At 66.7% G+C, this 20,966-nt stretch carries 19 protein-coding genes; 9 read left to right on the top strand and 10 right to left on the bottom strand.

The window, feature by feature from the left end:
* The first annotated feature begins 70 nt into the window (after positions 1-70).
* The gene (locus tag Q9R30_RS07945) at positions 71-364 is read left to right on the top strand and encodes a DUF503 domain-containing protein (protein ID WP_104996693.1); all 294 of its coding nucleotides are present in this window, start codon (positions 71-73) and stop codon (positions 362-364) included.
* A 249-nt stretch (positions 365-613) separates the two neighbouring features.
* A complete protein-coding gene (locus Q9R30_RS07940; RefSeq protein WP_311217255.1) occupies positions 614-1,423 on the top strand; it encodes a hypothetical protein in 810 nt (269 codons plus the stop codon).
* A gap of 66 nt (positions 1,424-1,489) precedes the next feature.
* On the opposite strand, the gene purL is transcribed toward Q9R30_RS07940, so the two are convergent.
* From purL to purS, 3 genes are read right to left on the bottom strand one after another with little or no spacing between them, the layout of a single operon-like run.
* Positions 1,490-3,799 carry a phosphoribosylformylglycinamidine synthase subunit PurL gene (purL, locus tag Q9R30_RS07935; protein ID WP_104996695.1) on the bottom strand — a complete coding sequence of 770 codons (2,310 nt, stop codon included), beginning with the start codon at positions 3,797-3,799 and terminating at the stop codon, positions 1,490-1,492.
* Positions 3,796-4,569 carry a phosphoribosylformylglycinamidine synthase subunit PurQ gene (gene purQ, locus Q9R30_RS07930; RefSeq protein ID WP_104996696.1) on the bottom strand — a complete coding sequence of 258 codons (774 nt, stop codon included), beginning with the start codon at positions 4,567-4,569 and terminating at the stop codon, positions 3,796-3,798. The genes purL and purQ overlap by 4 nt, the downstream gene beginning before the upstream one ends.
* Before the next feature lies 1 nt (position 4,570).
* Positions 4,571-4,822, bottom strand: a complete 252-nt coding sequence (gene purS / locus Q9R30_RS07925) for a phosphoribosylformylglycinamidine synthase subunit PurS (protein WP_015935902.1) — start codon at positions 4,820-4,822, stop codon at positions 4,571-4,573.
* 271 nt (positions 4,823-5,093) lie between these two features.
* On the opposite strand from purS, the gene Q9R30_RS07920 reads away from it, so the two are divergent.
* Positions 5,094-5,279 carry a hypothetical protein gene (locus Q9R30_RS07920; protein WP_104996697.1) on the top strand — a complete coding sequence of 62 codons (186 nt, stop codon included), beginning with the start codon at positions 5,094-5,096 and terminating at the stop codon, positions 5,277-5,279.
* Between the two features lie 279 nt (positions 5,280-5,558).
* The gene (locus Q9R30_RS07915; protein WP_396136710.1) at positions 5,559-8,663 is read left to right on the top strand and encodes a S8 family serine peptidase; all 3,105 of its coding nucleotides are present in this window, start codon (positions 5,559-5,561) and stop codon (positions 8,661-8,663) included.
* Positions 8,664-8,755: 92 nt separating this feature from the next.
* Here Q9R30_RS07915 and Q9R30_RS07910 read toward each other — a convergent pair whose 3' ends face one another.
* The 4 genes from Q9R30_RS07910 to Q9R30_RS07895 are packed head-to-tail and all read right to left on the bottom strand — an operon-like array spanning position 8,756 to position 11,098.
* Positions 8,756-9,103, bottom strand: coding sequence for a serine protease inhibitor (locus Q9R30_RS07910; protein WP_311217253.1), 348 nt, complete (start codon positions 9,101-9,103; stop codon positions 8,756-8,758).
* Positions 9,100-10,044, bottom strand: coding sequence for a 3-methyladenine DNA glycosylase (locus Q9R30_RS07905; RefSeq protein ID WP_311217252.1), 945 nt, complete (start codon positions 10,042-10,044; stop codon positions 9,100-9,102). The genes Q9R30_RS07910 and Q9R30_RS07905 overlap by 4 nt, the downstream gene beginning before the upstream one ends.
* Complete coding sequence (locus Q9R30_RS07900; protein ID WP_104996701.1) at positions 10,016-10,564, bottom strand: SSI family serine proteinase inhibitor; 549 nt, start codon at positions 10,562-10,564, stop codon at positions 10,016-10,018. Before Q9R30_RS07900 ends, Q9R30_RS07905 begins: the two co-directional genes overlap by 29 nt.
* A 51-nt stretch (positions 10,565-10,615) precedes the next feature.
* Positions 10,616-11,098 (bottom strand): MarR family winged helix-turn-helix transcriptional regulator, encoded by a 483-nt coding sequence (locus tag Q9R30_RS07895; RefSeq protein ID WP_104996702.1) that lies wholly within the window; start codon positions 11,096-11,098, stop codon positions 10,616-10,618.
* A 77-nt stretch (positions 11,099-11,175) separates the two neighbouring features.
* Here Q9R30_RS07895 and Q9R30_RS07890 point away from each other — a divergent pair, with 77 nt between their 5' ends.
* Together Q9R30_RS07890 and Q9R30_RS07885 are read left to right on the top strand one after the other, a co-directional pair.
* Positions 11,176-11,418, top strand: coding sequence for a hypothetical protein (locus tag Q9R30_RS07890; protein WP_104996703.1), 243 nt, complete (start codon positions 11,176-11,178; stop codon positions 11,416-11,418).
* A gap of 116 nt (positions 11,419-11,534) precedes the next feature.
* Positions 11,535-11,750 carry a hypothetical protein gene (locus Q9R30_RS07885; RefSeq protein ID WP_104999594.1) on the top strand — a complete coding sequence of 72 codons (216 nt, stop codon included), beginning with the start codon at positions 11,535-11,537 and terminating at the stop codon, positions 11,748-11,750.
* 120 nt (positions 11,751-11,870) lie between these two features.
* On the opposite strand, the gene Q9R30_RS07880 is transcribed toward Q9R30_RS07885, so the two are convergent.
* On the bottom strand, positions 11,871-13,229 hold the full coding sequence (locus Q9R30_RS07880) for an aspartate kinase (RefSeq protein ID WP_104996704.1): 1,359 nt from the start codon (positions 13,227-13,229) through the stop codon (positions 11,871-11,873).
* Positions 13,230-13,435: 206 nt separating this feature from the next.
* On the opposite strand from Q9R30_RS07880, the gene Q9R30_RS07875 reads away from it, so the two are divergent.
* The 3 genes from Q9R30_RS07875 to Q9R30_RS07865 all read left to right on the top strand — a co-directional run bounded on the left by Q9R30_RS07875 (position 13,436) and on the right by Q9R30_RS07865 (position 16,740).
* Complete coding sequence (locus tag Q9R30_RS07875) at positions 13,436-14,401, top strand: ABC transporter ATP-binding protein (RefSeq protein WP_311217251.1); 966 nt, start codon at positions 13,436-13,438, stop codon at positions 14,399-14,401.
* Complete coding sequence (locus Q9R30_RS07870; protein ID WP_311217250.1) at positions 14,398-15,531, top strand: ABC transporter permease subunit; 1,134 nt, start codon at positions 14,398-14,400, stop codon at positions 15,529-15,531. Before Q9R30_RS07875 ends, Q9R30_RS07870 begins: the two co-directional genes overlap by 4 nt.
* 105 nt (positions 15,532-15,636) lie before the next feature.
* Positions 15,637-16,740 (top strand): hypothetical protein, encoded by a 1,104-nt coding sequence (locus Q9R30_RS07865; protein ID WP_311217249.1) that lies wholly within the window; start codon positions 15,637-15,639, stop codon positions 16,738-16,740.
* A 73-nt stretch (positions 16,741-16,813) separates the two neighbouring features.
* Here the strand turns inward: Q9R30_RS07865 and recR are convergent, their stop codons facing one another.
* Together recR and Q9R30_RS07855 are read right to left on the bottom strand one after the other, a co-directional pair.
* Positions 16,814-17,413, bottom strand: a complete 600-nt coding sequence (gene recR / locus Q9R30_RS07860) for a recombination mediator RecR (RefSeq protein WP_104996708.1) — start codon at positions 17,411-17,413, stop codon at positions 16,814-16,816.
* Between the two features lie 76 nt (positions 17,414-17,489).
* A complete protein-coding gene (locus Q9R30_RS07855; RefSeq protein ID WP_396136705.1) occupies positions 17,490-20,957 on the bottom strand; it encodes a DNA polymerase III subunit gamma and tau in 3,468 nt (1,155 codons plus the stop codon).
* Between the last annotated feature and the right edge of the window lie 9 nt (positions 20,958-20,966).

The raw sequence follows: 20,966 nt of genomic DNA, 5'->3' as shown, positions 1-20,966 counted from the left end.
TCGATTGCTCCGTACCTGCCGTTCTGGCACTCCTAAGCGGCAATTACGGAGCACTCGATAGCATGAAGGCATGTGGATCGGCTGGATCGAATTCGACATCCTCCTCGGTGACGTCCAGAGCCTGAAGGAAAAACGCTCCGTGATCAGGCCGCTGCTCGCCGAGGTCAGGAGGCGTTTCGACGTCTCGGTTGCCGAGGTGGGTGATCACGACCAGTACCGGCGCTCGCAGGTGGGCGCAGGGCTGGTGGCAGCCGACCGCGCCCACCTCATTGAGGTGCTGGACGCCGTCGAACGCTTTGTGGCAGCCCGGCCCGAATTGGAACTTCTCAGTGCCCGGCAGCGTGACCACCACAGCGAGGACTAACCCCGTCGACTGCTGAGTACTTGTCGTTTTCACGCGCGAAAACGACAAGTACGGATCAATCGATGAGAGGTGTGGATAACTTCTGCGGCCTTTCCCCGATTCTGGTCTCATGGACCGATGAAGACGCCCCGCCCGTTGCCGGACGAACTCCGGACCGGCCCCTTCACCCTTGCAGATGCGGCGCTCGCAGGAGTATCCCCACGGCGCTGGCGTCACGCGTCGTTGGTCCGTCGTGGCAGGGGCATCCGCATGGAACGCACGACGGCGGCGCTCCCCTTGAGTGCCAGGGTGCGGCCCTTCATTGAGGTCAATGTGCGATGTGCCGCCTCGCACCTCACTGCGGCGGAGCTCCTGGTCCTGCCGCGGCGCCAGCAGAAAGGAAATCCGGAAATGTTCCATGTCATCAGGCCGGAGGGTGCGGCCCACCTTAACAGGCCGCATGTCATCGTGCACAGAATGAAGCTTTACAGCGACGAGGTGACGGTGGTCGATGGAATTCCCGTGACCACTCCGGAGCGCACCTGGCTGGACATGGCGGAGATGCTGACGGTGGACGAACTCGTGGTGATGGGGGACAGCTGCGTGCGGGTGCCCAGGCTGGAGCTCGAGGGCCGGGACATGCCGTTGTGTTCCATCGGCGATCTTCAGCGGATGATCAACCGGCACAAAGGCAAACGGGGACTCCGGAAAGCCAAGGAAGCCGTCAAGCTGGTTCGCGTTGGCTCCGACTCACCTCAGGAGACACTGCTTCGGCTGGCCGTAGCACGGGCCGGGCTGCCTGAACCCGAGCTGAACGTTCCCATCATCTCGGAGGACGGCATGAGGCACCACGAGCCGGATCTCTCCTACCGGAAGTACCGGATCGGGATCGAATACGAGGGCGAACACCATGGCGAAGAGGGACAGATTGTGCGGGACATCGATCGGTCCGAGCGCTACGCAGCCCTGGGCTGGACCGAGGTAAGGATCTCGAAGCGCCACATGTTCAACGATGCGAAACCTGCGGTCGCCAAAATCCGGACGGCCCTGGTCCAGGCCGGGTGGGGTAAGGGTCGTTAACAAACGATTGCTCCGTAACTGCCGTTCTGAGGGTTCAAAACGGCAGCTACGGAGCAATCGATGGGGTCAGCCGAAGTACTTCGGCAGGGTTCCCTCGTGGGCTTCACGGAGGGCGCCCAGGTTCAGGGACTCCACTCCGTTGATCTCCAGGGTGCCGCTGGCCGCATCCACCACGCCGATGCGCGTGTGGGCGAAGCCGCGGGCGGTGCACATGTCCGTGAACCGGACTTCCTCCGAACGCGGGACGCCCACAACAGCGCGGCCCTGGGACTCGGAGAAGAGGGCCGTGAACAGGTCTACGCCGTCGCGGTCCAGGACATCCTGCAGCGCAATCCGGGCACCCACGCCGTAGCGCAGCGAGGACTCCACCAAGGCTGCCGCAAGGCCGCCTTCGGAGAGGTCGTGCGCGGAGTCGATCATGCCGTCGCGGGAAGCGTTAATCAGGATCTCGCCCAGCGCACGCTCGGCCTCGAGGTCCACCTTCGGCGGCTGCCCGCCCAGGTGGCCGCGCATGTTGGCCCACTCGGAACCGTCCAGCTCGGCACCAGTGGTGCCCAGCAGGTAAATCGCCTGGCCGTCCTCACGCCAGCCCGACGGCGTGCGGCGCGCAACGTCGTCGAGCTTGCCCAGCACCGCCACCACCGGGGAGGGGTGGATGGGCGTGGTGCCCGTCTGGTTGTACAGGGAGACGTTGCCGCCGGTCACCGGGATGCCCAGCACCATGCAGGCATCGGACAGGCCGCGGATGGCCTCGGCGAGCTGCCACATGACGTCCGGGTCCTCGGGGGAGCCGAAGTTCAGGCAGTCACTGACGGCCATGGGCACGGCACCCGCGGTGGCCACGTTGCGGTAGGCCTCGGCCAGCGCCAGCTGGGCGCCATGGTACGGATCGAGGTAGGTGTAGCGGCCGTTGGCGTCGGTGGCCAGGGCCACGCCCAGGCCGGTTTCCTCATCCACGCGGACCACGCCGGCGTCGTCAGGGAAGGCCATGGCAGTGTTGCCGCCCACGTAGCGGTCGTACTGGTTGGTGATCCAGGACTTGGAGCACATGTTCGGCGATGCCACCAGCTCGGTGACGGCCTTTGCCAATTCAGCTGGGGCAGCGGGGCGGCCGGTGTCCTGGACAGATCCGGTGAAGGTGTCAGCCTGCACGCGGTCCTGCCACTCGGGGCGGGCGTACGGGCGGTCGTAGACCGGTCCGTCGTGTGCCACGGTGCGGGGATCGACGTCGACGATCACCTCGCCTTCCCAGGTGATGATGAGGCGGCCGGTGTCGGTCACTTCGCCGAGCCAGGAGTACTCCACGGCCCACTTGTCCATCACGGCCTCGAACGCTTCCACGTTCTCCGGGGTTACCACGGCCATCATCCGTTCCTGGGACTCGGACATCAGGATCTCGCCCGGGGTCAGGGTGGGGTCGCGGAGCAGGACGGAGGTCAGCTCAACCTGCATGCCTCCGTCGCCGTTGGAGGCCAGCTCCGACGTGGCGCAGGAGATGCCGGCCGCGCCGAGGTCCTGGATGCCTTCAACGAGGGAGCCCTTGAACAGTTCAAGGCAGCACTCGATGAGGACCTTCTCGGCGAACGGGTCGCCCACCTGGACGGCGGGACGCTTGGAGGGCTTGGTGTCGTCGAAGGACTCGGAGGCCAGCACGGAGGCACCGCCGATGCCGTCGCCGCCGGTGCGCGCACCGAACAGGACCACCTTGTTGCCCTTGCCGGAGGCGTTGGCCAGGCGGATGTCCTCGTGCCGCATCACGCCGACAGCCAGGGCATTGACCAGCGGGTTGCCCTGGTACACGGAGTCAAACACCATTTCGCCGCCGATGTTCGGCAGGCCCAGCGAGTTGCCGTAGCCGCCGATGCCGGCAACCGCGCCGTGCATGACGCGGGCGGTGTCCGGGTGGTCGATGGCGCCGAAGCGCAGGGGGTCCATCACGGCAACGGGGCGGGCGCCCATGGAGATGATGTCGCGGACAATGCCGCCGATGCCGGTAGCGGCACCCTGGTAGGGCTCAACGAACGACGGCGAGTTGTGCGACTCGATCTTGAAGGTCACGGCCCAGCCGTCCCCCAGGTTGGTCACACCGGCGTTTTCGCCGATGCCCACCAGCATGTCCTTCTTCATTTCCTCGGTGACCTTCTGGCCGAACTGGCGCAGGTGGTTCTTGGAGGACTTGTAGGAGCAGTGCTCGCTCCACATGACGGAGTACATGGCAAGCTCGGCGCCGGTGGGGCGGCGGCCAAGCACCTTGACGATCTCGTCGAACTCGTTCCGCTTCAGGCCCAGTTCCGCCCAGGGCAGTTCCGTGTCCGGGGTCTTGGCAGCATGTTCAACGGTGTCGATGTTGAACTTCTTGGTGGTTTCCGTGGTCACTTGTCGCCTCCCACAATCTTGTTCAGGACGGAGGTGAAGAAGCCCAGGCCGTCGGTGTCGGACCCGCCGATGCCATCGAGGGATTCGGGACCGAAGCCAACTTCCACGGCGTGCTCGGGGTGCGGCATGAGCCCCACCACGTTGCCGGCTGCGTTGGAAATGCCGGCGATGTCCCGGCGGGAGCCGTTCGGGTTGAAGCCCACGTAGCGGAAGACGACGCGGCCCTCCGCCTCAAGGGCGTCCAGGGTCTTTTCGTCCGCGATGTACTGGCCGTCCTGGTTCTTCAGCGGGACGGTGATTTCCTGGCCGGCTTCGTAGTCCAGGGTCCAGGCCGTGTTGCTGTTCTCGACGCGCAGCACCTGGTCGCGGCAGAGGAACTTCAGGTGGTCGTTCTTGATCATCGAGCCGGGCAGCAGGTGTGACTCGGTGAGGATCTGGAAGCCGTTGCAGATGCCAAGGACAGGCAGCCTGGCATCGGAATTGGCGGCGTCGATGATTTTGGACATCAACGGTGCGAAGCGGGCAATGGCGCCGGCACGCAGGTAGTCGCCGTAGGAAAAGCCGCCGGGGATGACCACGGCGTCCACGTCGCCAAGCCGGCTGTCACCGTGCCAAAGTTCGACGGCGGTGCCGCCGGCAAGGCGCACGGCGCGGGCGGCGTCCCGGTCGTCGAGGGTGCCGGGGAAGGTAACGATGCCGATGCGGGCACCGGCGAGGCGCGGCTCCGCCGCGGCTGCGACGGCTTCGCCGATCAGGGGGAGTTCAGTCATGTCAGGCCTCGACGACCTCGACGTTGACGACGTCCTCGATCACGGGGTTGGACAGGAGGGTCTCCGCGGCATCGCGTGCCTGGGCCAGGATTTCCTCGGTCACCTCGCCGTCGACGGTCAGTTCGAACCGCTTGCCCTGGCGGACAGAGCTGAAGCTGGTGAAGCCCAGGCGGGGGAGAGCGCCGACGATCGCCTTCCCCTGCGGGTCCAGAATCTCGGGCTTGGGCATGACGTCAACAACGATCCGGGGCATCCGGTAACTCCTGTGCGTGAGCTTGGGTAAGGGCGCAGCGGAGTGGTGCCGTCTCACGCCGTACCGGGGTGTCTGGGACAGGTTGTGCCAGGCACGGTTCCTTATACCTTGTGGACGGGCGCTCCGCGAGCTTGCTAGCCCATTCTACCGGCCGGAGCGCCCCACCCTGTAAACGGCTGCCTGGCGGCGGCCGACGGTATGGGGCCAAGGCGGAAACAGGGCCAGGGCGGGGGTTCTGGAGTTGCGCGTCCTGCGTCACTAGGATTGCTGGATGGCTGAAAATTCGAAATCCGTGCTGTTGCCCATGGTGGCCGCAGCAGTGTTTGCAGGACTGGGCAGGATGGTGTTCCAAAAGATCAAAGCCGACCGTTTCGCCCGGGAGAACAGGGTGGCGGGGCCGGTGGATGAGAAGACCAGGCAGTGGATCAGCGAGGTGGTCCGCACACCCCGCCAGTAGCGGGAGCGCTTGCCATCTGAGGGTTTGTAAGGACGTCCTGCGGGGCGTCCTTTTTTGGTGCTCCGCCGCAGTCTCCCGCTCCCATGTGACTGGCGAAAATATTGGTTTTGTGTCCTATGTCATATTCAGCTATCACTCTGTACTCTTTGAATCGACTGGTCTCATGGAATGACAAGATCTGTAATTCCATGCGCAAAGTCAGTCGTTTCGGGCCGCCAACCGTGGCTGGGCCGGTACATCGTGAAAGGTTTGCTCGTGAGATCTACTGGAAAGAGCCCCATGCGGGGCGGGGGATTCCGGAAGGCAGCGGCGCTTGCCGTGGGCTTGCCGCTTCTCCTCACCTCGATGGCCATCAGTCCCGCCACCGCGGCGCCTGCCGGGCTGGATCAGGCAGTCGCTGCCATGGAAACTGCACCTGCCGAATTCAAGGACGGCCGCTACATCGTGGTCCTGGCGGAAGCAGCGGCCGCCGCTTACGAGGGCGGCACCCCCGGGCTTGGCGCAACCAAGCCCGACAACGGGCGGAAGCTGGACGCCGGCAGCGCCAGCTACAGGGCCTATGACGCACACCTGCGCAGGCAGCAGCGGGAGGTGGCAGCAAGCCAGGGGGTGACCCCGGGAAAGCAGTATACGGCCGCGCTGAACGGCTTCACTGCCGAGCTGACAGCCGCCCAGGCCATGGAACTTTCCAAGGATGAGCGCGTCATGGTGGTTGCACCCGACGCGGAGAACGCTCCCGACTACACCACCACGGATTTCCTTAAGCTGACCGGCCCGGACGGGGTCTGGGCCAAGCAGTTCGGCGGCGAAGCGAATGCCGGCAAGGGCATGGTGGTTGGCGTCATCGACTCGGGCTACGCACCGGACAACCCGTTCCTCCAGGGCGAACCGGTACAGCCCCTTAGCGGCCCGGCCCAGGTGGGCGTGCCATACCGCACCGCGGAAGGCCGGATCGCCATGCTCAAAGCTGACGGCACCACCTTCGAGGGCGAATGCCAAAAAGGCCAGGGCACCGGAGCGGCGTTCGACGGCTCCCTGTGCAACTCCAAGGTTGTTGGCGCAAGGTACTTCGCCGATTCGTTCCTGCAATACGTAGCCCCGCAGAACCGGGCCCCGGAGGAACTCATCTCCCCGGTCGACGTCGGAAGCCACGGAACCCACACGGCCACCACCGCCGCAGGTAACGCGAATGTGGAGCAGGTGATCGACGGCGCAAACTTCGGCAGGAGCTCCGGCGTTGCCCCCTCCGCGAAGGTCTCGGTATACAAAGTCTGCTGGGAGGACACCAACCCGAACACCGGCGGCTGCTACTCCTCCGCCTCGGTGGAGGCGGTGGAGGCCGCAATCAAAGACGGCGTGGATGTCCTGAACTACTCCATCTCCGGCAACAACAACACCACCACCGATCCCGTAGCCCTTGCGTTCCTGAATGCCGCCGCTGCAGGCGTCTTTGTGTCCGCTTCAGCCGGCAACTCCGGGCCCGCAGCGTCCACCGTCAACCACTCCTCACCGTGGCTGACCACGGTTGCCGCGTCCACGTTCCCCAGTGACCTGCTGGGCACCGTCAAGGTCTCGGACGGCTCGCTCTACCGCGGAGCTTCGATCATGAAGTCCGAGGTGGCAGACAGGCCGGTTGTCGTCGCCTCGGCTGCGGCAGCAGCCGGAGCCACCAATCCCAACCTCTGCGCCCCGGGCTCCCTCGACCCGGCGAAGGTTGCGGGCAAGGTGGTGGTCTGCGACCGCGGCGTGGTGGACCGGACGGCCAAGAGCCAGGAAGTCCAGGACAAGGGCGGCGTTGGCATGATTTTGGTGAACCTCACCAGCAGCTCCGAGGACGCGGACAACCATGTGCTGCCCACAGTGCACGTCAACGCACCCAAGAGCCTGGACCTGAAGTCGAAGCTGGAGGCGAACCCCGCACTCACAGCCAGCCTGGTCAAAGGCGACCTTACGGGCCTGCCGCCCGCACCTGCGCCCCAGATCGCCGGTTTCTCCTCCCGCGGACCTACCCTTGCCGCCGGCGGCGACCTGCTGAAGCCGGACGTCGCGGCTCCCGGTGTGAACGTCCTTGCCGGCGTCTCCACCATCGGCAACAACGGTGACCAGTTCGGCTTTATGTCCGGAACCTCCATGGCTGCGCCGCACATCGCCGGCTTCGGCGCCCTGGTGCTCGGCAAGCAGCCCAAGTGGACGCCCGCGATGGTCAAGTCTGCCATGATGACCACCGCTTACCCGCTGGTGAACGCCGACGGCACGCCCAATACGGATCCGTTCCAGGGCGGCGCAGGCCACATCGACTCCACCCGGGTCCTGGATCCGGGCCTGGTCTACAACTCAGGCATCAAGGACTGGCTCGGCTTCCTCAACGGCCAGGGCGTGGACACCGGGGCTCCGCAGGCCGGCTCCATTGCGGCCCGCGACCTGAACCTTCCGTCGATCGCACTCGGCAGCCTGGTGGGGGAAGTGCAGGTCAAGCGACAGCTCACTGCCTTGGTTCCCGGAATCTACCGTCCGGAAGTCAACATGCCGGGATTCAATGTCAAGGTGGAGCCGAACGCACTGAACTTCGCCAAGGCCGGCCAGACCCGCGAGGTCACGCTGACCATCCGGAACGTCAGCGCTCCGGTGGGCAAGTTCAGCACCGGCACCCTGGCCTGGAAGGGCCCGCGGACTGTGAGCTCTCCCATCGCAATCCGGCCCGTTGATGCGCAGATCGCCCCGTCCTTCTCCTTCAGCTCCGCTTCCGGCAGCGGGAGCGGCACGATGGAACTGGTGTCCGGTTCGGACAGCCCAATCAACGTAGGGGTGGAGGGGCTGGCTCCGCTGAGCCAAACGGCCATTACCAAGACTCCCGGCGCGTACGCGCCCCGGAACGACGCCCACAACGCGCTGCTTCAGGTGGCAGTTCCGCAGGGAGCCTCGTTCGCCCGCCTGGGCGTCCAGGCGCAGTCGGACGACGTCGACTGGGACATGGTGGTGTACGCCCCCAATGCTTCGGGCGGCCTGACTGCCACCCAGGTGGCGACGGCCGCTGCCAGCGAATTCCTGAACCTGGAATCCCCCCGGGCCGGGACTTACTACATTGCGGTCAACCTCTACTCCACGCCGGACAACGGCGCGGCCAGCGCGTCCGTGCAGGCGGTCACCTTCGCAGGGGACGCCGGCAACCTCACGGTGGACCCGAATCCGATCGTGGCCCCCAATGGCACCGCCACCTCTGCCACGGTTTCCTGGACCGGCCTGTCCGAAGGTGCCTACGTTTCGCGGCTCAGCCTGGGCGGGAACGGCATCAGGACGTGGGTTAACGTCCAGGTGGGAGCCGCGCCGGTTGCCCCCGCCGGGGCTCCGCAGGTAGTGCTCGCGGACGCAGTACCCGCGTCCTAGCAGCCTGATGTCCTGGAGGAAAAGCAGGATCCCGGGCGGCTAAACCGCCCGGGATCCGGCTTTTTGCCTGGAGAACCGCCTGGCCGGGTGTCCTAGGTGCTGCCCCATGCTCCGCCCGCGCTGCCCAGCAGCGGTGCCATCGCTTTCCAGCGTGCGATTTCGCAGCCGTCCGTGCGCGCGAAAGTGGAATCAACCGGGCGGCCATGGAAGACTCCAGTGACCACGGCCATCTGCGGTCCGCCATACTGCTGGGTGCACAAGCGCGGTGGTCCGGGCTTGGGAAAGAAGATATCCTCACCGAACTTCTCCACGGCTGCGAGGGCGGCTTCGGGGTCCGGCAGCGTGCTTCCGGGCTGGGCGCGTCCATCGTCGGCTATGAGCCGAAAAACCTGCTCGACGGCGGCCGGATCCTCCCTCAGCCTGACGGTGAGATCGATCATTCGGTCATGCCCGGGACGGTCGAGAGTGCGTCCAGTTCCATTGCCAGCCTCTCCCGGAGTGCTGCGGCCTCGGCGGCGAAGGAGCGCTGGTACTCCACGTAGGCCGCCTTCCCTTGGGGCGTCTCGATGGGAATCGCCGGATAGCCCCACTCCGCCAGGTCGTAGGGAGAAGCCTGCATGTCCATGGCGCGGATCCGCCAGGATAGCTCGAAGCAGTCCATCACCAGTTCGCTGGACAGGGCCGGCAGCAGCTTGTAGGCCCACTTGTACAGGTCCATGTTGGCGTGGAGGCAGCCGGGCTGTTCGTGGTGGCGCTGGCTGTTCCGGCTCGGCGCAAACTCATTCAGCGGCACGGCGTCCGGCGTATAAAAGCGGAATGCATCGAAGTGCGTGCAGCGGATCCTGTTGTCCTCCACCACCTTGTCGGTGCCGGCCGACCCCAGCCGCAGCTGGAGGTATTCATGGCGCAGGTCGAACTTGTCCTGGCGGTAGACCATCGCCCATTCGTGCAGGCCAAAGCAGCCGAACTGGGCCGGGCGTGCGGCGGTCCCCCGCAGGATGATGCGGGCAAAGGCCACGGCCTCGCTGCGGTCGGCAAGAAAAGCGTCGCGGTCAAAGGTGACCGCGGTGCTTCCTTCCGGCAGCCCCAGGAAGGCAAGCTCGCCGTCGTCGAGCGTCCTGTAATGCTTCCAGCCCGTCCGCGCGGACGCCGCCCTGCCCGGCAGGACGTACCCTGCGCCGGGGTGCCAGCGCCGCAGCTGGCCGGGTTTCTGGGTGTAGTAGGTGAACAGGAAGTCCTCCACTGGATGCTTCCTGCCGGCGGACCTGCGGGCAAGGTAGGGGTCGGCGTAGCGGCTGACGCGCTGGTGGTGGGCTTCCTCCAGCGGCTGCCATACATCCGCCGCCAGAAGCTTAAGCTCCACCGGCGGCACCCAGGACATCCTTCGCAGCTTCCCAGGCGCTGATTTCGCAGCCGTTGGTGCGGGAGAATGCAGCGTCTACCGGCACGCCGTCCACAACGCCCGTCACGGTGGCTTTTTGCGGGCCGCCGTACTGTTGGGTGCAGGCCTGGTCCGTTGCCGGGGCGGAGGGGCTCACCAGCCCGGCGTTTTCCTTCAGCGCAGCGCACGCAGCATCAGCGGCCGGATGGACGCTTTCAGCAACAGGGACCCCTTCGGCGCAGACCAGCGTGTAGCTGATCTCCGGTTCGCCCTCGGCGGGAACGATGATGATGGCAAGTTCGGCGTTACCCTTGCCCGGTCCTGAGGGTGCCGCCGGAGATTCGGGAGCCGGGGCAGGGACGGAGGTCTCGGCGTCGGCAGACGGACTGCCGGACGGCTGCGGGGAACTGGTGGCGGAGGCTGTGGGAGGTGAGGATGGTCCGCCGGACGGGGTGCCGCCGCCTTGGCCCGGAGAGCAGGCCGCGAGCAGCGCCGCTGCCACGAGCAAGGCTGAGATCATGCGCGTGTGCGTCCTGCCTGGGGGTCGCCGCCTGCCCTTCATGCCCTTATTCTACTGCCGGTCCTGCATCTGGCTGGTGTTGGAGGTGGCCGCAATGAGGCCCATCATGGCCGCATGGAGTTCGCCGACCTGGTCCCTGCTCAGCCCCAGCCGTTCCATCATGGTCCCGGGAACGTTGAGCGCCTCCTGCCGGAGCGCGGCGCCTTCGTGGGTCAACTCGACGGCGAGGGCGCGCTCGTTGCCGTCTGCCCGCCGCCGCGTGATCAGGCCCGCGGCCTCAAGCCTGCGGAGCAGCGGGGAGATGGTGGCCGGTTCCTGGGCGAGGGCCTCGCTGATATTCCGGACAGTCCGCGGACTCGCTTCCCAGAGGCACAGCATCACAAGGTACTGCGGGTGGGTCAGATTCAGCTTCTCCAGCACCGGCTTGTAGGCGCCCACAACGCTTCGCGCCGCCACCGTCAGGGCGAAGCACAACTGGTGTTCCAAAAGCAGGTCCTCGTCCTGCCCCTGTTCGCTGCCGGTTGCCGCTGCCATGGATCCTCCGATTGTTAGTGCACTAATCATTAGCGTACACTTTCAGCGGTAGGCATGTCAGGTAAGGAGCCAGTTCCATGGGTAAGGCCAACTCAGCAGGCAAGGAAAACGCGTCGCAGCGCTTTATGCGGGCCACCGGCAGGCTCCGGGCCATCTTCGGCCCCGCGAACCGCTCATCCCTGGGCCACGACATGACGGATGAAAACCGCAGGCTGCTGGCCCAGCGGCAGGCGGAGACCCGGCAGTGGGAAACTGTGACGCGGCCGGACGGCAGCACTTACGTGGTCCCCCGGAATCCAGAGGACAAATCCCTCCGCTGACCCCGGGCAATGCTGTCTTGGCCAGGAGCCTTTTCCGGCCTGCAGGCATAAAATAAGGGCACTGGCTCCTGCCGGCAGGAGCCCTTTCCCCGATGTCCGGGAAGGGGGTGGAAACAGTGGCACATGTACTCAGCGGTTTCATGAATCTCACCGAAAGGCTGCGGTTCGTCTTTGGCCCGGCCACGCGGCTGGACCCGGATACGCCTGTGGTCCACAAGCATGACGCTTTCGAACAGGCCTCGGAGGAGGACCTCTCGCACTTCGTCGTGGAAACAGATTCGACCGGCCATCACTACGCTGTGCGCCGCGAAGACCTCGAGAAGGAAAGCTGACCGGCCAGCCCAGCCTGGGGCATCTATAACATCTGCAACGCAGGAAAGCCGGGCTTCCTCCGAGTATCGGAAGACGCCCGGCTTTCCCGCGCATCCGGCGGGTTTGGGTTGCCGGTGCGACTAGCGGCCGGTGCCGCCGTAGACCGTAGCTTCGTTTTCGCTGTCCAGGTCAAAGGCCTTGTGGATGACACGCACGGCCTCGTCCAGGAGGTCCGCGTGGGTCACAACGGAGATGCGGATCTCGGAGGTGGAGATCATGTTGATGTTGATACCGGCGTCGGAGAGGGCTTTGAAGAACGTTGCCGAGACGCCGGGGTGCGAGCGCATGCCTGCACCGATCAGCGACAGCTTGCCGATCTGCTCGTTGTACTCGATGCTCTCGAAGCCGATCTGGTCCTGCGCCGCATGGAGGGCCGCCAGTGCGTCGGCGCCTTCCACGATGGGGAGCGTAAACGAGATGTCCGTCCGGCCCGTGCCGTGGGTGGAAACGTTCTGCACGATCATGTCGATGTTCGAGTGGGCGTCGGCGATGACCTGGAAGATCGCTGCGGCCTTGCCCGGAATGTCCGGAACGCCAACAACAGTGACCTTGGCTTCGGAACGGTCGTGCGCAACGCCGGAGATGATTGGCTGCTCCAAGGCAACTCCCTCTTGTGTGGTGATCTTGTCTTCGGCGCTGGGGATGACCCAGGTGCCTTCGTGCTGGCTGAATGAGGAACGGACATGCAGGGGCACGCCGAACCTGCGGGCATACTCCACGCAGCGCAGGTGGAGGATCTTGGCGCCGGACGCTGCGAGCTCCAGCATTTCCTCGCTGGAGATCCGCTCAATCTTCTGGGCGGAGGGAACTACGCGGGGATCTGCCGTGTAGATGCCGTCCACGTCCGTGTAGATCTCGCACACATCCGCCTCAAGGGCCGCAGCCAGCGCCACCGCGGTGGTGTCTGACCCGCCCCTGCCGAGGGTGGTGATCTCGTTGGTGGCACGGCTCATGCCCTGGAATCCGGCCACAATGGCGATGTTGCCCTTGTCCAGCGCCGTCCGGATCCGGTGGGGATCCACATCGATGATCCGGGCCTTGCCGTGGATGCCGTCAGTGATCATGCCGGCCTGGGAACCGGTGAAGGACTGGGCGGAGGCGCCCAATTTATTGATGGCCATGGCCAGCAGCGCCATGGAGATGCGCTCGCCGGCGGACAGCAGCATGTCCATTTCGCGGGCGGGTGCCGAGTCCGTCACCTGGGCGGCAAGGTCCAGGAGTTCGTCCGTGGTGTCACCCATGGCAGAGACCACAACAACCACCTCGTTGCCGGCGGCCTGCGCGTCCACCACCCGTTTGGCAACCCGCTTGATGCCGTCCGCGTCCGCCACGGAGGATCCGCCGAACTTCTGCACGATGAGCTGCTTTGTCACCGCACGGCCGGCGGGCAGCCCCTGCGGCTGCGTTGCGTTGTGCACTTCGGTAGTGGGCGTACTCATGCGCGTACCTTCACTGGATCTGTAGGGGTTTGGAGGCCAGGCAGCCTAACGCCTGGTCGGCGCGACTTCTCCCCACAGTTTATCGCCGCCCGCTGCCCGGGGTTGAATTGTGACCATTTCCGGCCGGCCAGGCAGCCCCTGGAGGGCGCGGGCGGCGTAGGCTCAGAGCGTCAGAATGCAAAGACTGTGGGGGCAGGTGCAGATCGATGGCAAGGATTTCTGAGGTACCGGGATATTCGGGCGTGCCGGTGTCCGACGACGGAATATCGGCGCGTGGCGTCAGCCGAAGCTTCGGCGCGGTGCGCGCCGTCGAACACATGGACTTCCATGCTCCGGCAGGGAAGGTGACCGCCCTGATCGGACCCAACGGCGCCGGCAAGACAACGCTCCTGCTGATGCTGGCATCGCTGCTGGCGCCGGATGAGGGGACAATCAGCGTGGGGGGCCTGGATCCCCTCCGCCACCGCGCGCAGGTCAGAAGGCGCCTGGGCTGGATGCCCGATACGTTGGGCGTGTGGGAGTCTTTGACCGCCCGGGAGATCCTCACCCAGATGGCCCGCTTTTACCGGCTGCCGGCCGGAGGCCTCGGCCAAAGGGTGGCCGCCATGCTGGAAAGGGTCCGGCTGGACGATCTCGCGGACCAGCCGGCACGGGTGTTGTCCCGCGGGCAGCAGCAGCGACTGAGCCTCGCCAGGGCACTGATCCACGACCCTTCAGTCCTGCTCCTTGATGAGCCAGCCTCTGGCCTGGACCCGGGCTCGCGGGTGGAACTCCGCACCATGCTGAGGCAGTTGGCGGCGGAGGGCAAGGCCGTGGTGGTGTCCTCCCACGTCCTCAGTGAACTCGACGAGATCGCCGACGGCGCAGTGTTCGTCAATAGGGGCCGCACGGTCCGCCAGCAGTCCACTGCCGAAGCAGCCGCCGCGGGCCGGCGGTACGCGATCTCCGGCTCGGACCCGGCAGCACTGGCCGCAGGGCTTACCGCCCTGGGAATGGCGTTCCGCGTCGAGGATGGCCGCCGTCCGGGCGTGAGCCTGGTGCTGAACAACGACGGCGATGCGGAGCGCCTCCTGCGGGACCTGGTGCTGGCCGGCGTCGGAATCATTTCCTTTGCCCCCGCAAGCGGTGCCCTTGAAGAGACCTACATGAACCTCGAGGGGGAGCGGCAGTGAGCCAGGCAACCGACAACAGGCAGGGCACCTCGGGAACCGGCGCATCAGCAGCCTATCTTGCGGGAATCAGGAATGTGGTGGTCCTGGAACTGAAGCAGCGCCTGCGTTCGCGCGGCTGGTACATCTTGCTGGCCATCTGGTTTGTCCTGACCGGTGTGGTCACCCTGCTGACGTGGGCCGGCTGGAACGCCTCGCAGGCTGCCCAGCGGGCGTATGGAGGCTATGTTCCGCCGGAGCCGGCCGGCCCGGGTTCAATGATCTTTGAAGTGGTGCTGGCATTCGTCCTGTTGTTCGCATTGCTGGTGGCGCCCGCCTTGTCTGCCAATGCAATCACCGGGGACCGGGCAGGCGGCACCCTGGCGATCCTGCAGGTCACCCTCCTCGGACCCGGCCAGATACTGTGGGGGAAGTTTTTTGCCGCCTGGCTGGCAGCCCTTGCGTTCCTCGTGGCCAGCGCGCCGTTCCTGGTCATTGGTGTGGCTCTCGGGGGAATGACACCGGGACACGTGCTGGTTGCACTGCTGATGCTGGCAGTTGAAGTGGGCATCGTATGCGCCTTAGGCGTGGGGATTTCGGCTCTGGCCGGGCGGTCCTTGTTCTCCATCGTGGTGACTTACCTGGCGGTGGCCGGGCTGGTTTTCGGCACGCTGATTTCCTTCGGGCTCGGCACGGGCCTGGCCCAGGGCACCGTCATGGCCAACAACCCGCTGTACCGCCAGTACGCACCGCTGGAGTCCGGGCCGTTCGGGCCGGAGTACACCTGCTCGGGTCCGCTCCGGGAACAGCCTGCCGTCCGTACCGAGCGGGTTGCATGGCTGCTCGGCATGAACCCTTTCGTGGTGGTGGCGGATGCCATCCCATACCGCGACCGCACAGCGCAGACGGGTTTCGCCTCCGTCGGGGCCATTGAAGGAATAAGCCAGGGCGCCCGCCAGGCAATGGCCGGCCCGGACGGCACCGTCCCCTGCGCCAACGGCATGGTACAGCCGCCGTACCTGGGGCAGAAAACTCCGCTGTGGCCGCTTGGACTGGGGCTTCAGCTGGTGCTGTCCGCCCTGCTGATGTGGCTCGGCCGGCGGGCGCTCCGGACACCTGCGCACAAGCTGGCCCGGGGTGTGCGCATCGCATAGTCCGGCTCTGGACAGCCCTGGCGTGTTGGGCAACGATAGGACCAGCCGGCACCTTTGCCGGTCTGAGCCGGGCTGGGGCCTGTCCGTGGAAAGGCGGGCTTCCCCATGGCCGACGACGACCAGCCTGCTGCGCATCCAGTCGCCGAACCCTTCTACGAACCGATAGGCGCGAACTCCGGCGGTTCCGGCAGTTCCAGCTGGGAGGATGACGACGACGGCGGCCGGGAACAGATGCACGGCGGCCGGCCGGGCATGCAGCTCGCGGTGGCTGACGCTGGCCGCAGCATCCGTACCGTCAGGTTCTGGGCGCTGGCGGGCAGCGCTGTTGTAGGAACCTGGGCAGCTTCCGCCGCCGCCGTGGTGATGTTTGCGTCGCTGGGGCAGGGGAGTGGCGGGTATAACGCCCCGATGCTGGTGTACGCGCTCGCCGCAACCCTCATGCCGTCCGTGGCGGCCTGTCTTGCGGTGGCCTGGGGCATGCAGTGCCAACGACACGTTGCCGCAGCCACGGAGCCGGCCGTGGGCGGCGTGGTCCTCCCGGCATTGCTGGCCACCACATTCCGTGGGTTCATTTTGGCTGCCCTGGCGTTCTGCGTGCTGATGCTGCAGTCGCTGGCTGCCGGCGGACCAGGCACTGTGGCGGCGGCCGCTGCCGGGGTCATCGCTGTTGAGGGCACCGTTTTCGGCGCTGTTGGAGTGGGGGTGGCGGCTACGGCAGGGAAACCGCGACTGGCCCGGGTGGCGGGTTTGGCGCTCGCCGGAATCCTGGTGGCTGGCTCGGCCGGTGGCGCTGCCGCCCTGGTGCCCCTGGTCCGGGTGGTGGAACCGGTGACCGTGGCAGTGAATGTGCAGTGGGGACCCGCCGGGACACGCCAGGCCTACCAGTGTTCGGAAGTCCCGGCCGGCGTAGCCGAGGTCTACCATACCGAGCGCATCATGTGGCTGGCCGCCTTCAGCCCCTCGGTGGTCTTCCTGGCGCTGGGCGCTGACGCCGATCCGGCCGGGGTTGTCCTGGGATGGGTGCCGTCAGCCATGCAGGAAGCGGGGGACGGCACCCAGGTCCCCTGTGTGAACGGGGAACCGCTGGCCAAGGATTCGGCCAGGATGCCGCTGCCTGTGGTGGGAATTGCCGGCCAGGCCATAGTGGCTGGAGTGCTGCTGGCCGCCGGAAGCAGGACGGCTGGTTCGCGCAGGCGTCCGCGGACCTGACGCGGGCGCGCTTGCGGCTCTTGCGGCGCTTCCCCGGGCCCGGCCCGGCTAGGCAGGGTCCGCCAGGGGCAGGTCAGATGAGGGCGTTCCGGCGTCCCTCGAACGCCCGGCCAAGGGTGACCTCGTCCGCGTATTCCAGGTCGCCGCCCACAGGCAGCCCGGAGGCCAGCCGGGTCACGGTGATGCCGATTGTCTTGAGCATACGGGCCAGGTAGGTGGCGGTGGCCTCGCCCTCAAGGTTGGGGTCCGTAGCGATGATGACTTCCTGGATAGCGCCGTCATTGAGCCGGGTCAGGAGCTCGCGGATGCGGAGCTGCTCCGGTCCGATGCCCGCAATGGGGTTGATGGCGCCGCCCAGCACGTGGTAGCGGCCCCGGAACGACCGCGTGCGCTCCACTGCCAGGACATCCTTTGATTCCTCCACCACGCAGATCACCGCCGGATCCCGGCGCGGGTCACGGCAGATGTTGCACAGTTCCTGCTCGGTGACGTTGCCGCAGGCGGTGCAGAACTTGACCCGTTCCTTGACGGTCGTGATCGCCTCAACCAAGCGCTTCATGTCCTGGGGATCGGCTTCGAGGATGTGGAACGCCAGCCGCTGGGCGGATTTGGGGCCCACCCCCGGAAGGCGTCCGAGCTCATCAATCAGCTCCTGGACAGCACCTTCGTACACGTTTTCCCCTTAGCTTGGGATGGATTGCGGGCAGGGCAAAGACTTAAAGGCGGTCCCCCGTTTGACCGGGCAACCGTCAATATCGCGGTGTGATGGGGCTTCCGTCGGGGGAGCGCTCCTCAATCAGCTTTCCGCCCAGAATACGCTCCACCGCGGCACGGCCGAACACGCCGGACTCTTCGATGGTCTCATCATCGGCGCTGGGGATGTCCTGGACGTACGTGGCAGCAGCTGTCACCGCACGGGCCGGGGCCTTGGCGCGGCCGGCTTCCGCTTCAGGGCTGTTGGAGAGGCGCTGGTAAAGGCTTTGCCGTGCCTCGGCTGCGGCGGCCGGGGACAACTGGGGAGCCTTGGCCGGGGCAGCCTGGGTTGGAGTGGCGGCGGGAGCCGGGGAAGCTGACGCCATGGCGTACTCTGGCTCCCGCGTTATGTCCGGTTCCGCGATGGCTGGTGAGAAACCGCCCCCGCCCGGTTCGTCCGCTCCAAACCGTCCAGCGCCTGCAGATGCTGCAGACGCTGCCAGGCCCCAGTCCGGCTCCGGGCTGGTGCCGGCTCTCGTGACGGGGATTGAAGGTGGTACCTGGGCTGTGGCGGGTTCGTAGCGCGGTGCGGCCACCGGCCCGGTTGGTGCCTCGTCCGGCGCCGCAGGGGAGGCTGCCCTTCCCACGTTGCTTTCTTCACCGACCACCCAGACTCCGGGAGCCTGTTCCACGGCACGGGTCCAAGGATCCTGCGGTTCTGCAGCCGTGCCAGCGGCAGAATGATGCTGCCCGTGAGGCTGGACGCCCGGGACGTTAACGGGGCCGGGGCGTGCCGGCGACGGCCCCTTTGCACCGGAATCGGTGACGGGGGTGCCCGACGGGCCTGAACCGGCCTGCACCCCCGAGGGCTGGGCCCGGTTGGACGGGGCCCAGTCCATGGGAGGTTCTTCGTCCAGAGGGGGAGCGTCCTCGTCCCTGGCCGGTCCCCAGTCGTCGTCGGAATATGAGTAATCTTCCTCCGCGGCGGCGTGGGCCGCCGGAACCGGGGCGGACTCTGCGCGGGGCGGGACCTGCGCAACGGGTTGTCCGGATGCGGGCCGCACGGTACCGCTTCCGGGAGGCGGGGCCGAAAGTGCCGCGGCTGCTGCCTGGGCCGCCACGCCTTCCGGTGCGACGTCGTGGGCCTGGCCCGCATCAGCTTGTCCCTGCCCCGGACGTGCACTTTGCTGATGTTTTGCGTCCGGTACAGAGTGCTGCTGGCTCGCGGCAGCGGGCCCGCCAAGGCCAGGCTGCCGTGCTGCATCGCTGCCCGTCGGAGCAGGTGCCGGCGCCAGCCCCCAAGCGACGTCAGCCGAAGTTGCCGGTGCCACCCGTCCGGCGGGCACTTTTGGGTTTGGGTCAGAGCTCGCCTGCGTGCCGCCACCGGCCGACGCAGTGATCTGGCAGTCGATGCCTACGGTCTTGTGGATGGCCTGGCGCAGATTCTCCGAATGGTCCGCCCGGCCGAAGGCTCCGGCAAGTCCGGACGTGGTGAATGCGAGGGTGAGGCTGTGGCCGTCGAAGGCAGCAACCTGGGCATTGGGTTCAACGAGGGCCCACGTGCTGCGCTTGATTTTGGACAGGGTCTGCAGGACGTCGGGCCAGGCGCGGCGCAAGACCTCCACGTCCCCCATGGGTCCGGGCGCACCGGCAGGCGCCGCCGCGGTGGGTGCCGCTGGGGTGGGCGACTTCTCCGCCTGCCCGGCAGGGGGAGCTGCTTTGGGCTCGGCGGCGGGCGCCGGGCCGGAGCCCTGAGCGGGGCCGGAACCCGGCGTGCGCATGGCACCTTGAGCCGGGCCGGAACCCTGCGTTTCCATGGCATCTTGCGCCGAGCCGGACGCACTCGCAGCGGCCGGCTCCGCCGGGGCCTGCGGCGGCGAGGCAAAGCCGGGGCCGCGACCGGCTGGACGATCCGAGGGGGCAGGGGACGGGCGGTTTCCTGCCGAATCGTCTACCGGCCAGTCGCCGGTGCTGACTCGCGGGGCGGTCAGGGCAGAGCGTGGTCCGCCGGCCGCAGAGGAAGCTTCCCCGACGGAGCCCGCGCCGGGAGCTGCCGGGTCCCCGGGGGCTGCGGTGGCTGCCGGCAATGCCGGGGTGCCGGGCGCCGGGCCCGCAACGGCCGGAGCCGCGGGCGCCGCCTTCGCGGTATCCAGGGCCGGAACACTGGCAGCGGTGGCGCCAGCTGAAGACGCAGGAGCCGAGGGCCTTGCTTCCCGGGCAGCGGCGTTGGCTGCCCCGGAAACGTGCGCCGGCGGAGCGGCAGGTGTGGCGGCAGCTGTGGAGCCGTTCGCACTTGACCCGGCGGGAGCCCCGACGTCGTTCCCGGCGTAGTTCAGCCTGCGCTCCACGCGGTCTATCCGCGCCGCCATGCCGCGCTCGTTTTGCTCCGAGCTGGGCAAAAGGATCCGCGCGCACAGCAGCTCAAGGTGCAGCCGGGGGGAGGTGGCGCCGGTCATCTCGGTCAGCGCGGTATTGGTGACGTCCGCTGCGCGCGACAGCTCGGCCGCCCCCAGGTTGTGGGCCTGGTTCTTCAGGCGGGCAATCTGGTCCGCAGGCATGCCGCGGAGAATGGTTTGGGCGCTTTCAGGCATGGCCTGGACGATGATGAGGTCGCGGAACCGCTCCAGCAGGTCCTCAACGAAGCGGCGGGGATCGTGGCCGGTTTGGATCACCCGGTCCACGGCCCGGAAAACGGTAGCGGAGTCAGAAGCGGCAACGGCCTCAACCACGTCATCGAGCAACGACGCGTGGGTGTATCCGAGCAGTGCCACGGCAAGTTCGTAGTCCAGGCCGTTCGGCCCGGCGCCCGCCATCAGCTGGTCCAGGACGGACAGCGAATCACGGACGGAGCCGCCGCCGGCACGGATCACAAGGGACAGGACGCCGGGGGCCACCGGGACGTTCTCCTGGTTGCACAAGAGCTCCAGGTAGGCCATCAGCGGTTCCGGCGGCACCAGCCGGAACGGGTAGTGGTGGGTGCGGGAGCGGATGGTCCCGATGACCTTGTCCGGTTCCGTGGTGGCGAAGATGAACTTGATGTGTTCCGGTGGTTCTTCCACGATCTTCAGCAGGGCGTTGAAGCCGGCGGACGTGACCATGTGGGCCTCGTCAATGATGAAGATCTTGTAGCGGTCCCGTACTGGTGCATAGGTGGCCCGCTCGCGGAGGTCCCGGGCGTCGTCCACGCCGCCGTGGCTGGCGGCGTCAATCTCGATGACATCCAGCGAGCCGGAACCGCCGCGGGCGAGCTCAACGCAGCTGGGGCAGGTGCCGCAGGGGGTGTCGGTAGGGCCTTGGGCGCAGTTGAGGCAGCGCGCCAGGATACGGGCGGAGGTGGTCTTGCCGCAGCCCCTTGGGCCGGAGAAGAGGTAGGCGTGGTTGACCCGGTTCTTCCTCAAAGCCGTCATCAGCGGCTCGGTGACATGCTCCTGCCCGATAACGTCAGCAAACGAATCTGGACGGTATCTGCGGTAGAGGGCGGTAGTAACTGTCACAGAGAAAACCCTACCAATCCGGGCCGACATCCTGCCGCC

Origin of the sequence: Arthrobacter sp. AB6, from assembly GCF_031844545.1 — a bacterium.
In the GTDB taxonomy this organism is placed as follows: Bacteria; Actinomycetota; Actinomycetes; order Actinomycetales; family Micrococcaceae; genus Arthrobacter.
Note: the sequence above shows the minus strand (reverse complement) of the source record. Positions and strands in the feature narration are given on the sequence as shown.